Here is a 12952-nt window from a genome sequence, read left to right as displayed (position 1 = left end):
GAGGATGTTCCCCCGGCACGGGTCTACGGCCTCGCTGGCTGCGGGAAGGTTCGGGCGCACCCGGGTGAGCAGTCTCGATCGACGACCTTGCTTGGCCGTGCCGGGTTCCCGGATCCTGGGGTCCCGGTGCGGACCGGGACTCCCGGCTCAGGGCACCGGGAACGACGGCCGGCCCGGACACGCGCCTCTCGTCGTGACCGCGTGCCGGTGAGCCCCGCGAGCGTTCAGTCGGCGTACGCGGGGTCGTGCGTCCCGACCTTGCGAGCAGCGGCGAGGTGCCCGCCGAGGTAGCCACCGACCGTCGCGACCGCCGCGCCCGTCAGCGAGCGTCGTACGCCGGCAGCGTGGTCGCCGCGGCGGCGAGCCAGCCAGGACGACGCGAAGATCCCGATGGCCACGGCGTTCGTCGCTGCGTGCACGACCCCGACCCGCTTGTCACGATCGGCCGCGCTCGCCCACTCGGCCCAGCCGGTCCAGGCCGTGGGACCGACGGCCAGCAGGCTCACGCCGAGCAGCCGCTGCGCTGCGGGCCGCGACTCCCGACCACCGACGAGGTCGAGGATGGTCGCCGAGGTCCAGGTGCCCAGGACGACGTCGGTCAGCACCGGGTGGACGGCGTGCCCCAGCCAGTCACCACGCAGGATCTCGCCCCGCCTCCCGGTCGCGAATGCGGCGTCGATGTGCGGCTCGAGCGCGCGCACGGCGCCGTCGAGCGCTGCGGTGTCCTCGAGGTGGCGCGTCCAGCGCACCAGCCGTGGCGTGTCCATGGCTCCACCCTCGCCCGGCGGGGACGAGCGGTCAATGCGGCCTGCGGACCTCGCGCCGGCCGTTGGTCAGACCGCGATGCTCACGGGGAAGGTGGCGATCCAGCCCAGCGTGCCGAGGAAGACCGCGCAGCCGGCGAGGGTCAGGACCCATCGGAGCCGAGGCGCGGAGACGCGCGTGCTCATGCCCGCGAAGAAGAGCGCGACGGCGTAGAGGACCACGGTGAGGACGTAGTTGCTGGCGCGCTGGATGTTGGCGCGGACCTCAGCGGCGGACGCCTCGGCTCGCGCGTCCAGCTCCTCCGCCTGCTGCTGGGACTCGAGCCGGTACTCGTCCATGGCGAAGGGAGTGGGCGGAGCGTCGGGGTTCGTCAGCGGCGCGGTGGCGGTCCAGGCGTCGAACGCGGGGCGGAACTCCTCGCGAAAGCGGTCCATCACGAAGTCCGCGAGCTCCCGGTCGCCGGTCACGTCGGCCTCGGCCCACGCGATGAACGTGGCGACATCGATCTGGGTCTGCGCCTCGGCGAGGCCGTCGGCGCGCGACGCCTCGATCCTGATGGCGTTGGTGCGTCCCGCCGCCGCGGCCTGCTCGCCGTTCCACCGCGTCGCCTGGTAGCTGCTCCACGACGTCGCCACGGCCGCGACGACCAGCAGCACCGTGGCCACACCCTCCTGCCAGTCGCGACGGCGGTCCGTCGGCGCCTCAGCGCGGGTTGCCATCACCGTCACACGGGAGCGAGATGTCGAGGTCGATGATCTCGAGCTCGGTGTCGATCACCCGGATGGTGCGCTCCATGGCAGTCGGCTGCAGTCGTCCGACGCCGCCACCGTGCGGATGGTCGAAGAACGCCAGCAGGAGCAGGAGCATGGCGATGACCGCCGTCGTGCTCCCCATCAGCATCGCCTGGGTGACCGGCCCCTCCGACGGGTCCGCGAAGAAGAGCAGGTAGCCGAAGATGACGGCGGTGATCAGGAACAGCGCCACCCACAGCGGCAGGGGGATGATGCCTTCAGCGCCGTGCACCCGGGTGATCCTCGCCTGCTCGCGCTGGATCGTCTGGTCCATCCAGCGGTCGTACGCCGACTGCTCCGTCGCCCTCTTCGGCACCACGTCCGAGATGGTCTGGAACATCTCGACGCCCCACGGGTTGATGCGATCGCCGAGCGTTCCGGACTCGAGCGCCTCCCACTCCGCGCCCGCGACCGACCGCGCGTAGCAGGCCAGCTCGGCGGTCAGCTCACCGGAGGACTCGCTCGGGAGGAACTGCGCGGTCTGCGTCTGCTGGAGGATCGTCGTCGCCTCCATCTCGGCGCCGGTGCGGGCGGAGTCGTAGGACTGGAACGAGAGGAAGATGATGAAGCCGAGCAGCACGGAGAAGCCCGTGGCGAGCACCCCGAAGACACCGGACGCGCGGTCACCGTCCTGGAAGTAACTGCCCTCCGGAGCGCGACGACGGACCGCCAGCATCGCGGTCACGGTCACCGCCACGGCAACGATGACCACGAGGATGCCGACCACCAGGTTCATCGCACTCCCCCATGGCGCCGCGAAGGTCGCAGGGGCTCGCGATCGGTCAGCATCTGGTGTCCTCGCTCGAGGGGGCGATCGCGTCCAGAGTCACCGCCAGCACCGCCGCGCACCTCACCCTCGGTGAGTGAGGCCGAACAGCGACGGCGTCCGGAGCGCGCTGTCGGTGCCGATCGCGCTGGGTTTGGACGAGGTCGGCCCACCTGTACCTGCACAGCCGCTGGAGTCCGCCTTCCTGGCGGTCGAGGTGCGCATCGCGGAGTGGCTGGTGCGGGTGGTCAGCCGGTCAGTGCGTCCCGTCGCCGGTAACCCCACAACCCGGCTCCGACGAGCGCGGATGCGACGAGGAGCAGCGTGAGGAACGGGAGAACGGCGAAGTCGTCGACCGGGACTGCGGCGAGGTGCGAGAACGGTGAGATCGCGTCGACGACGTCGGGGAGCCCGAGCAGCTCGCCGAGCATGACCTGGAATGCGACGAACGCGACCGCGGCCCATGCGAGACCGGTGCCGCGCGGCAGGAGGCCGTACAGGGCGACCGCGAACGCGCCGATGACGAGGGTCCCGGGCAGGTACGCGAGCTGGCCGCCGACCTGTGGCAGGACCTGGTCCCACTCGCCGGTCCCGACCGCGTAGCCGAGGGCGAGTCCCAGTCCCATGAGGACGGTGATCTTGGTGATGGCGAGGAACGCGACAGCGGTGGTCGCCGCCAGCCAGGTGGTCCTGCTGACGGGTGTGGCGAGGACTGCTTCCGCGCGGCCGGTCTCCTCCTCGGTACGGAGCCGCAGGACCGACGCGACGACTGCGCCGCACGAGATGACGGCCATGAACACGAAGATGTACGCCAGGAACGCATCCACGAGTGCGTCCTCAGCAGCTCCGGAGGCGCCGACGACGTCGGCCATCTCCGGGTTGGAGGCGATGAGGTCCGGGATGGTGGGGATGACGGCGCCGTACAGCAGGCCGAGCAGGGTGAGCCCTACGGCCCACCCGAGCAGCAGCCCCCGCTGCACCCGGGCGACGAGGCCGAACGGCGTGTGCAGCAGCCAGCTGGCACGCGGTCGCCCAGGGCGCGTGTCCACGAGCCCGCCACCGAAGTCGCGGCCGGCCGTCAGCCGGCCGGCCAACGCGAGCAGGAGCCCGGTGGCCGCCAGCAGCAGCAGCGCCGGCCACCAGCGTTCGTCCCCGAACGCGTCCATCCCCTGGGCCCACCCGAACGGTGAGGCCCACACCAGGGCGTTGTCCTCCATCGCCCCGAGTCCACGCACCAGGTACCCGACCGCGACCGCGGCGCCGGCCAGGCCGAGCGCCCCACGCGCGGAGGTGGAGATCTGCACGGCAACCAGCGTCACGGCCGTGTATGCGACTCCGAGGAGCGTGAGTCCGGTGCCGTACGTGATGCTGCCGTCGACGGCAAGGCCGGCCGCAAGCATGGAGGCGGTGGTGATGACTCCGATGAGCAGCGCCGAGGCGATCCCGTAGAGGAGGCCGGCCAGCGTGGCCGCGTGGCGGCCGACCACGGTCGAGCGCACCAGCTCGGCGCGACCTGACTCCTCTTCGGCCCGGGTGTGTCGCACGACGAGGAACATCACCATCAAGCAGATGCCCACCTGGGCGACCTGGGAGATCTCGTTCGCGACGATGCCGCCCAGCGTGTCCAGGCCGACCTGGCGGCCCGACATCAGGTAGTTCACCGGGCTGACGCCGACGGCGGCGGCGTAGCCGGCCACCTTCTCCGGGGTGTCGTACAACGGCGGGACCGCCAGCGCGCTGGCCACGATGGTGCCGCCGAGCCCGACCAGCCACAACGGCAGGCGCAGCCGGTCCAGTCGCACGATGAGTCGCAGCAGGTGTCCCACGCCGGTCACCGATGACGTCCCCGAACCCTCCGGCGCGGACGGCGACTGACGCGCACCCCCGGCGGCGGTGTCGTCGGTCGCGGACGCAGCTGAGGGGTGGACGCTCATGCCTGCACCTCCTCGCCGTACTGGCGCAGGAACAGCTCCTCCAGCGTCGGCGGGTGCGCTGCCAGCGAGCGGACGCCCAGGGCTGCGAGCGCGCTCACCGCCGCGTCCAGGTGGTCGGAGTCGACGTCGAACGTGACGCGGCCGCCGTGGAACTCCGGCTCGTGCACCCCGGCCACCTGCGCGATGCCGGTGGCGGGACGCTCGGTCTCGGCGATGACGGTCGTACGGGTCAGGTGACGCAGCTCGGCGAGCGTGCCGCTCTGCACCACTCGGCCCGCACGGATGATGCTGATCCTGTCCGACAGCGCCTCCGCCTCGGCGAGAATGTGGGAGCTCAACAGCACGGTCGCGCCCTCCCCCTTGAGCTCGAGGATCGCCCTCTGGAACTCCGCCTCCATCAACGGGTCCAACCCCGACGTCGGCTCGTCGAGCAGGTACAGGTCCGCACGGCTGGCCAGCGCGGCCACCAGTGCGACCTTCTGCCTGTTGCCCTTGGAGTAGGTGCGCGACTTCTTCGACGGGTCGAGCTCGAACCGCTCGATCATCGTCGCCCGACGGGTCTCGTTCAGGCCGCCCCGCATCCGCGCCAGCACGTCGATGACCTCCCCGCCGGTCAGGCTCGGCCACAACGACACGTCCCCAGGGACGTACGCGAGGCGGCGATGCAGGTTCGCGGCGTCGCGCCACGGGTCACCGCCGAGCATCGTGGCTGCCCCGGAGTCGGCCTTGAGCAGACCGAGCAGGACGCGGATCGTGGTCGACTTCCCAGCGCCGTTGGGTCCCAGGAAGCCATGCACCTCACCCTCGGCCACCGCCAGGTCGAGGTGGTCCAACGCGCGCGTGGCGCCGAACGTCTTGACGATGTCGCGAAGCTCGATGACAGCCATCCCTCGAGTGTGACGCGACTACGTCCGTTTCGTGCAGGAGGACGCGCACGGTCTGGACCGTCGGTGGCGCGCGCGGGTGACGTCGCTGGTCAGCGCAGCAGCGCACCCAGCGCGCGGGCAGGACGTCCCCGTGCCGAACGCGCGGACGAGAACGCCCCTCCTTGTCGTACGCTGCCGAGACACGCGTCGATCGGAGCACGATGACCAAGGTCTCCATGCACGAGGAGCTTCCGTTCGACGAGACAGCAACGCCACCGCGCGTGTCGACTGGCGATCTCCCCATCCACGCGGAGATCCGGCAGCTCGTAACCGAGGCCTACGAGCGCTACCGGGGCGACGACAGTGGGACAGTCGCGGACTACATCCCCGTACTGGCGCAGGCAGCGCCCGGTCTGTTCGGCATCGCCGTCGTCGGGCCATGGGGTCGATCGTTCGAGATCGGGGATGTCGCTGCGCGGTTCTCCCTGCAGAGCGTCTCGAAACCCTTCGTGTTCGCGTTGGTCTGCGACACCCTCGGGTACGAAGAGGCGCGGTTGCGCCTCGGCGTCAACAGCACCGGCTTCCCGTTCAACTCGTTGATGGCCGTCGAGCTCAACGCTGATCGGACCATGAATCCGCTGGTCAACGCCGGCGCGATCGCCACCACCAGTCTCGTGCCGGGCGCCACGCACGACGAGAAGTGGGAGTCGATCCGGGCGCGACTGTCGATGTTCGCCGGCCGCGAGCTCACCGTCAACGCGGAGGTCTACGCCTCTGAGTCATCCACCAACATGCGCAACCAGGGCATCGCGCACCTCCTCAGGAGCTACGAGCGTCTCTACTTCGACCCCGACGAAGCGACCGACATCTACACCCGTCAGTGCTCGCTGGACGTGACCGTCCACGACCTCGCGGTGATGGCGGCCACCCTGGCGAACGGCGGGGTGAACCCGGTCACCGGCGAGACGGTGATCAGACCCGGCGTGTGCCGACGCGTGCTGGCGGTGATGGCGAGCGCCGGACTGTACGAGCTGTCCGGCGACTGGCTGTACCAGATCGGGGTCCCGGGCAAGAGCGGTGTCAGCGGCGGCATCGTGACGGTCTCCCCCGGCAAGGGTGGGCTGGCCACCTACTCGCCGCCCCTGGATGCAGCCGGAAACAGCGTGCGCGGCCAGCTGGCGACCAAGTACCTCGCCGACCGGCTCGGGCTCAACCTCTTCGCGTCCGTTCCAGCCGAGGGCCCCCCGACCCCGTTCTGACTGGCAGGCCGATGTCCAGCGACGAGGGCACCGGCTGATCCGTGGAGGGGGCATGCGCCCTCCACCTTGGGGAAGCCGCGGCCGAGGTGATGTGCCAGCCCAGAGTTGTCGCTAGCGTCGATCATTCGGAAGCGCACCTCCCTGGAGAAGACGATGACGACCATGAACCGCCGGCCGGACCGGCGAGATGACTCCGGGCAGCTGAGCGGCGGATGACGTCGGCGGTGTGGCCCCCGGGCAGTCGCTCGCGCACGGTGGATCTCGACGGTGCCGTCCACCTCACCGAGTACGGCGCGCCGGATGCTCGCGAGCTCATGGTGTGCCTGCACGGTCTTGGCGGGTCGGCACTCAACTTCGGCCTGGTGGGCCCACTGCTGGCGGAGGACCGCCGGGTTCTGGTGCCCGACCTGCTGGGCCACGGCCGGTCCTTCGCCACGGCACCGGACGCGTCGGCCGTCGACGCACAGCTGCAGATGCTGGACCGGCTGCTGACCCTCGAGACCGAACGCCCCGTCACCCTCGTCGGGCACTCGATGGGTGCCATCGTGGCGATACTGCATGTCCTCAGGCGGCCGGAGACGGTCGAGAGCCTGGTGCTGCTCGACCCGCCGGTGCCGAACGTGACCCGCTGGTCCCGCGACCCACGGTTGACGGCGAAGCTCGCGTTCCTACGGCTGCCCGGGATCGCTGCACTCGTGGCCCGGCAGGTCGCCCGCATGTCTCCGCAGGAGCTGGTGGCCCGGCAGCTGGCCGACGCCACCCCGCATGCCGACCGGATCCCGGCGACAGTCCTCGACGCCACCGTGGAGGAGACCATGGCCACCAGGAGCGACGACGGAGGTCGGGCAGCCCAGCGTGCCCAGTTCCGCGCGATCCTCGAGGTGGTCGCGCTCCTCGCCCGTCCGGAGCAGTGGAGCCGCCAGCTGGCGGACGTCACCACGCCGACCTTGTGGCTGCACGGCGCGGACGACCCGCTGTCCGAGCTCGAGGCGGCGAGCGCACTCGCATCGGCACACCCGGGGTGGACCTTTCGGACCCGCCGCGGGGTCGGGCACCTGCCCCACCTCGAGGACCCCACGTGGACAGCACGATCCATCACGGAGTGGCTCGACGGACGGGCGCAGCCTCCTCGCGTCCGTGAGCCCAAGAGCCGGCCCTCACCCCAGGGCGGCGGCGAAGGATGAGTCCCGTGGGTGTCGCACTCGTGTCCGGCGCCTCGCGCGGCCTCGGTGCAGCCATCGCCGTTCGCATGGCGGACGAGGGGTGGCCGGTGGCGGTCAACTACCACCGCGGTCAGGCCGCGGCCGAGACCGTCGTCGGGGTGATCCGACAGGCAGGTGGCGTCGCGGACCTGTTCTCGGCAGACGTCACCGACGAGCAGGGCGTCGACCACCTGTTCGACGAGGTCGCGCGGCGTCTCGGACCGGTGATTGCTGTCGTCGCCAACGCCACCGGTCCGCAGCCCGAGGTCGCTCTGACGGATCTCGCCTGGCAGACCTACCTCGATCAGCTCGAGTTCTTCGTCAAGAGCCCGACCCTGCTGGTGCAGGCCGCCCTGCCCAGCATGCGCGAGAACGGTGGTGGTCGAGTCATCCTGATCGGCTCCGACCTGGCCGACCGGGCGGCGCCACTGACGTCGGCCTATGCAGCGGCGAAGAACGCCCAGGTGGGCCTCACCAAGGTCTGGGCCAAGGAGCTCGGCGCCCACGGCATCACCGTGAACCTCGTGCAGCCCGGGTGGATCCCGGTCGAGCGACACCACGGCATCGACACCGCGACGTACGTCGCCGAGGTCCCCCTGCGACGGATGGGAACGCCGGAGGACGTGGCGGCGACGGTGGCGCACCTGGCCTCGGAGGCGGGCGGTTTCATCACCGGCCAGCGGATCACCATCAACGGTGGCCACGTGATGTGAGGTGCCGAGCCAGCGCGACCACTGCCGAGGCTGATATCCGAGCTGCTGGCCGCTCGTCATCCCCTCCCCCATCGCCCCCCGACGCCTGCACCTCGTACGCTGCCGACGATGCCGCCGCGGCGGCAAGTGAGGAGAGGCACGTGCTGGAGCAGGACTACGACGGAAGCGTCCAAAACGAAGCGGGCGATGATCGAGACGACCCCACCGGGCGAGTCGAGGTGCCGGAGCCACGCTCGCCTTCGGCAGCGCGGCTCCTGGAGATGACTGCCCGCGACACCGACCAGTGGCGCTCCGACGCCCGGGCCGAGGCAGCTCAGATCGTCGCGGCAGCCCGGGAGGAGGCGGGCGCGCTGGTGGGTTCGGCGCAGCGCGAGGTCGAGCGCATGATCGATGCCGCGCGACGCGAGGCCGCGCGGACGGTCGGCGAGGCGCAAGCGACTGCGGAGGACGTACGCACCAAGACAGAGGAACAGCGCGCACACGGTGAGACCGAGGTCGCTCGCCTCCAGCAGCTCGCGGCAGACCACGCGCAGGACCTCCGTCGACACTTGAACGACATGCTCGACCGCCTCGACACCACGGCGCCGCGCTGACGTTCTGTGGCAAACGCGTGTACGCGCTGTGCCAGTGTCGAGGACAACGGTCACGTAGATTCTGATCAGAACCGCTCACGGACCCGAGACCGTGAGCGGTTCTTTCTTGCCTCAGGCATGGCTGCAACTGCCAAGGGCTGCTGGCCCTGGAGGTCAGCCTCCGCCACCTGAAGGTGTCACCGAGGACGTTCGCTCATGCTGCGACGCGTGAACACGCGGTCGTGCCTGACCGGTCGGCTGTTTTGTACTCTGGCGCAACCACGTGACTTGACGACACAGGTCACGGATCCATGCCTAGAAGAACACGGACTGCTCGTTGCACATCGACTCTTTCCCCGGCACCCGGTCCCCCGGCGTCGTCGCCGCCTTCAGGTACGACGTGGTGCACGACCAGTGGGAGTGGTCCGACGCTCTCTACGACCTGCACGGCTACGCGCCCGGTGAGATACCCGCGACGACCAGCGCGCTGATGCACCACAAGCATCCCGACGATCGCCAGCGGGCCGCTGGTGTCTTCGCAGCCGTGGTTCGCGACGGGGGGACGTACAGCTGCTACCACCGCATCGTGGACCGCAACCAGCGTGTCCTGTCCGTGGTCAGCGTGGGCAGCACCGTCCTCGATCCGGACGGCCGGGCGGCTGCGATCGATGGCTACTACATCGACCTGACGGACGCGCGACGGCACGAGACCGAGGCCGACGTCCAGGACGCTCTCACGCGGAAGGCACAGGCCGGCCCGCTCATCGACCAGGCCAAGGGCATGGTCATGCTCGCAGAGGGCTGCACCGCAGAAGAGGCGTTCGAACGACTGCGAACGTGCTCCCAGGACGCCAACCGCAAGGTCGCTGACATCGCCCGGACACTGCTCGAGTACGTGTCCGGGGGCGGGCCCCGGAGCGATGATGTGTCCGACATCCTGGATCGGCTCGCGAACGCCGCTCGGGGCCGACAGGTCGACAGGACCAGACAGGGCTCCTCCGCCTGAAGAGGACCTGACGGCACCGAAGGGACGTTGCAAGCGCGACACGTCCGTCTCTCCGCCGGTTGCGGCGACGGCAATTGCCGCCGGCCACTTACCTACCGGTAGGTAGGCTGACGTCATGAACGCCGACGACGTGCTGGACGCCATGCAGGAGCTCATCCTTCGAGAGGGGCAGCCACCGAGCATCCAGGCGATCGCCCAGACCTTGGGCCGCAGCAAGCAGGCCGTCCTGCACTACTTCCCCGATCGCAACACGCTGGAGGCAGCGCTCGCCGCCCGAGCCATCGCCCGGGTGGATGGGGCGATGACCGCCGCTGCCACGCGCGGCGATGCTGCAGCGACGTACCTCCGGCTCTCCTTGCCCACGACCGAGGACCGAGCGGTCGCCCTGCTCGTGCTGGCCTCGTTGCGCACCCGGGACTCGCTCCCGGGTGACATCGACGCGGCCATCGAGCGCTGGGAGGGACTCATCGCCGACGAGCTCGGGAGTGCGATCCGGGCCGAGGTGATCAGGCTTGTCGGCGACGGGCTCTTCGTCGAGTCCCTCTTCGGCGACCCACCGTCGGCGAAGCGCATCAACGACCTCATCGCCCACCTGGTGGAGTCCGACGGCGACCCCGGATCCCGCCTGTGACACCCGCACTCGTCGCCGGCCTCGTGGGGCTGGCGGCGCTTGACTCACTCAACCCGGCCACGCTCGTTGCGGTGACGCTCATCCTCCTCGGGTCCAGGGCGAACCCCGTCGCCGACACCTTGGGGTTCGTCGCTGGCGCCTTCCTCACCGTCCTCAGCGTGGGCGTGGCGGTCTACCTCGGCGCGGACGCGGCGACCGCCGGCGTCGCGAACGGGCTCGTGTTGGTACGGCGAGGCGCCTTCGGACTCGCTGCGGCGGTCGTGCTGGTGTCCGCGATCCGGGCGCTACGACCCAGAAGACGGCGAGAGCTCGTCCTCCCGAGCTGGTTCAACCCGGCCACCGCAGCCGGCCTGGGCGTGCTGATGACGGGTGCCGACCTGCCCAACGCCTTTCCCTACTTCATCGCGATCGAACGGCTGGTGGCAGCCGACATCGGCGTCCCCCTCGCCCTGGCCCTCCTCTCCGTCTACGCCTTCATCTACTGCTTGCCGTGCCTCCTCCTTCTCGCGATCGGCTTGCGAGGAGGGCCCGTCACCCGGCATCTGCGGCGGCTGCACGACCGATTCGGCACCGAGGCAGACATCCCCGCCAGCAAGGTGCGCGCCGCCGCACTCGCGCTCCTCGCCGCCGGCCTCGGCGCGATCGCGGCCACGGCATGAGGCGCGAACTCGTGCTGTGCGCCGCGTCGCGGTTCCGCGAAATCGTTGGTGGCTCAGCCGGTGCTCGTGTGAGGGTCTCGCATGGCTAACGACGAGGTGCTGAACCGAGCGGCAGAAGTGAACGAGCAGTTCCGTACCATCGAACTGGCGGCCGAAACGGTCACTCGACCCGCTGGCCCGCAAACCCTGACCGTGCACTCGTTCCTGCGGCACCTTCGGGCGAAATGTTTGGACTGCGTTCCTGAGCCTGTGTCTCTGGACGGTGAGACCGAGACGCTTCGCTTCATCGAGGGAGACAGCGGCGGTGACGGGTGGAAGCACCAGCACGACGAGCAGGGGCTGCGGTCGGCGGCACGCCTCCTGCGACGCATCCACGACGCCTCCGCTGACTGGGTCCCACCCGACGACACCGTCTTCGCCGCACCGACAGCCGAGGGCGGCGACGTCTTCGTCAACGGCGACCCCGGCCCCTGGAACTTCGTCTGGCGGGACGGACAGGCCGTCGCGCTCGTCGACTGGGACTTCCTCCACCGCGCGCCCAGGCTCAGCGACGTGGCGTACGCCCTCCAGTGGTTCGCCCCGATCCGGGATGACCAGGCAGCCATTGAGTGGCACCACTTCCCGGAGCTCCCCGATCGGCGAGCGCGCATCGAGGCCTTTCTCGACGCCTACGGGATCCCCGCCGACTTCGACGTCGCTGACGCCGTCGTCCAACGCATCCGCTACACCAGCGAGCACGTCCGGTTCCTCGCCGCCCAAGGACAGGAACCCCAGAAGACATGGGTCGCCGAGGGCAGCGTCGAGAAGGAGAAGCTTGCCGACATCGCGTGGATCGAGCAGAACAGGTCGCTGTTCTCCGACTGACGCCCAGCGCACGTCTACGTGGAATGCGGCACCCCATGAAGCATCCGGAGCTGCCGCGACCCGCACATCCGCTCATGTCGGTGAGCGGACAGGTTCAAGTGTGCTCGTCCGGCTCTCCGGTGTGCCGGGCTCAGGAAAGTCCAGGCTCACCAAGATCATCGCGGAGGCCACAGGCTTCGTGGTTGTCGACACAGACGTCTTGAAGAGCTCGATCGTCGGTTCTGGTGTACCCGCGTGCATCTGGGGTGATCCGGATGCTGCCCGTAGATCATCCCGGCCGAAGCTGGCTGCGCCGGTCAGTGATGATCTACGGCGCGTCGACGAGCTCCGACCTCTGTGCCACCTGGTTGCGCCGCGTGACCGGACGTCGGAAGACGAATCGGCGGAAGAGGTAGAACCGCGCACCGAGGCCGAGCACGAGACCGATGACGTTGGCCGAGATGTTGTCGGACAACGGGTCGTCGAGACCCAGCACGTCGCGGCTGATGATGAGGCACGCGATGGGAAGCGACATCGTGACCAGGTTGATCAGCACGTACGCCGACCGGCCGCCATCGGCTTGACGCGGCGGGCGGTCTCGGAACGCCCAGCTCCTGGCACCGCGGTAGCTGATCACCATGCCGACGGTGTTGGCCAGCACGTAGGCGAGGATCGGTCGATCGCTGAGGAGCGGGTGGTCGCCGGTGCTGAAGCCGTGGACCAGCCCGTTGAAGAGGATGAAGGCGACGATCGTGGCGACGCCCCCCACGGTGAGGAACCGGCCCAGCTCAGCGAGCATCCGCTGGTAGGGCGTGCCGAGGATGTTCCCCGCTCGGCTCGTGTCACGCGCCCCGGGCACCGACGCTCCCGTCACGGCGGCAGCAGAAGGGTCGATGGCGCGCACACCCAGTCTGAACACACGCGATCGGGGACTATTCCCCGTTC

14 protein-coding genes are annotated in these 12952 nt (G+C 69.8%); 8 read left to right on the top strand and 6 right to left on the bottom strand.

Annotated elements, in window-relative coordinates:
* Positions 1–224: 224 nt before the first annotated feature.
* The 5 genes from ACFQW6_RS04150 to ACFQW6_RS04130 all read right to left on the bottom strand — a co-directional run bounded on the left by ACFQW6_RS04150 (position 225) and on the right by ACFQW6_RS04130 (position 5143).
* Positions 225–767, bottom strand: coding sequence for a DUF2231 domain-containing protein (locus tag ACFQW6_RS04150; protein WP_378541586.1), 543 nt, complete (start codon positions 765–767; stop codon positions 225–227).
* 66 nt (positions 768–833) lie between these two features.
* The gene (locus ACFQW6_RS04145; RefSeq protein ID WP_378541584.1) at positions 834–1484 is read right to left on the bottom strand and encodes a hypothetical protein; all 651 of its coding nucleotides are present in this window, start codon (positions 1482–1484) and stop codon (positions 834–836) included.
* The gene (locus ACFQW6_RS04140; protein WP_378541582.1) at positions 1468–2292 is read right to left on the bottom strand and encodes a hypothetical protein; all 825 of its coding nucleotides are present in this window, start codon (positions 2290–2292) and stop codon (positions 1468–1470) included. The genes ACFQW6_RS04145 and ACFQW6_RS04140 overlap by 17 nt, the downstream gene beginning before the upstream one ends.
* A gap of 278 nt (positions 2293–2570) precedes the next feature.
* On the bottom strand, positions 2571–4256 hold the full coding sequence (locus ACFQW6_RS04135) for an ABC transporter permease (RefSeq protein WP_378541580.1): 1686 nt from the start codon (positions 4254–4256) through the stop codon (positions 2571–2573).
* Positions 4253–5143 carry an ATP-binding cassette domain-containing protein gene (locus ACFQW6_RS04130; RefSeq protein WP_378541578.1) on the bottom strand — a complete coding sequence of 297 codons (891 nt, stop codon included), beginning with the start codon at positions 5141–5143 and terminating at the stop codon, positions 4253–4255. Before ACFQW6_RS04130 ends, ACFQW6_RS04135 begins: the two co-directional genes overlap by 4 nt.
* Positions 5144–5343: 200 nt before the next feature.
* Here ACFQW6_RS04130 and glsA point away from each other — a divergent pair, with 200 nt between their 5' ends.
* The 8 genes from glsA (at position 5344) to ACFQW6_RS04090 (ending at position 12028) form a co-directional block, all read left to right on the top strand.
* The gene (gene glsA / locus ACFQW6_RS04125) at positions 5344–6381 is read left to right on the top strand and encodes a glutaminase A (RefSeq protein ID WP_378541576.1); all 1038 of its coding nucleotides are present in this window, start codon (positions 5344–5346) and stop codon (positions 6379–6381) included.
* A 254-nt stretch (positions 6382–6635) separates the two neighbouring features.
* Positions 6636–7565: an alpha/beta fold hydrolase gene (locus ACFQW6_RS04120; RefSeq protein ID WP_378541574.1), complete on the top strand. Its 930-nt coding sequence runs from the start codon at positions 6636–6638 to the stop codon at positions 7563–7565.
* The gene (locus tag ACFQW6_RS04115; RefSeq protein ID WP_378541572.1) at positions 7562–8296 is read left to right on the top strand and encodes an SDR family oxidoreductase; all 735 of its coding nucleotides are present in this window, start codon (positions 7562–7564) and stop codon (positions 8294–8296) included. Before ACFQW6_RS04120 ends, ACFQW6_RS04115 begins: the two co-directional genes overlap by 4 nt.
* Positions 8297–8436: 140 nt before the next feature.
* Complete coding sequence (locus tag ACFQW6_RS04110; protein ID WP_378541570.1) at positions 8437–8889, top strand: hypothetical protein; 453 nt, start codon at positions 8437–8439, stop codon at positions 8887–8889.
* A gap of 316 nt (positions 8890–9205) precedes the next feature.
* Positions 9206–9874 (top strand): PAS and ANTAR domain-containing protein, encoded by a 669-nt coding sequence (locus ACFQW6_RS04105; protein ID WP_378541568.1) that lies wholly within the window; start codon positions 9206–9208, stop codon positions 9872–9874.
* A 115-nt stretch (positions 9875–9989) separates the two neighbouring features.
* Positions 9990–10505: a hypothetical protein gene (locus tag ACFQW6_RS04100; RefSeq protein WP_378541566.1), complete on the top strand. Its 516-nt coding sequence runs from the start codon at positions 9990–9992 to the stop codon at positions 10503–10505.
* Complete coding sequence (locus tag ACFQW6_RS04095) at positions 10502–11164, top strand: GAP family protein (RefSeq protein WP_378541564.1); 663 nt, start codon at positions 10502–10504, stop codon at positions 11162–11164. The genes ACFQW6_RS04100 and ACFQW6_RS04095 overlap by 4 nt, the downstream gene beginning before the upstream one ends.
* An 81-nt stretch (positions 11165–11245) precedes the next feature.
* Positions 11246–12028 carry a phosphotransferase gene (locus ACFQW6_RS04090; RefSeq protein WP_378541562.1) on the top strand — a complete coding sequence of 261 codons (783 nt, stop codon included), beginning with the start codon at positions 11246–11248 and terminating at the stop codon, positions 12026–12028.
* 307 nt (positions 12029–12335) lie between these two features.
* On the opposite strand, the gene ACFQW6_RS04085 is transcribed toward ACFQW6_RS04090, so the two are convergent.
* Positions 12336–12881 (bottom strand): GtrA family protein, encoded by a 546-nt coding sequence (locus ACFQW6_RS04085; protein WP_378541560.1) that lies wholly within the window; start codon positions 12879–12881, stop codon positions 12336–12338.
* Positions 12882–12952 lie beyond the last annotated feature (71 nt).

This window comes from Nocardioides sp. GCM10028917 (genome assembly GCF_042666175.1).
Lineage (GTDB): Bacteria > Actinomycetota > Actinomycetes > Propionibacteriales > Nocardioidaceae > Nocardioides.
This window is presented reverse-complemented; position numbering and strand designations above follow the sequence as displayed.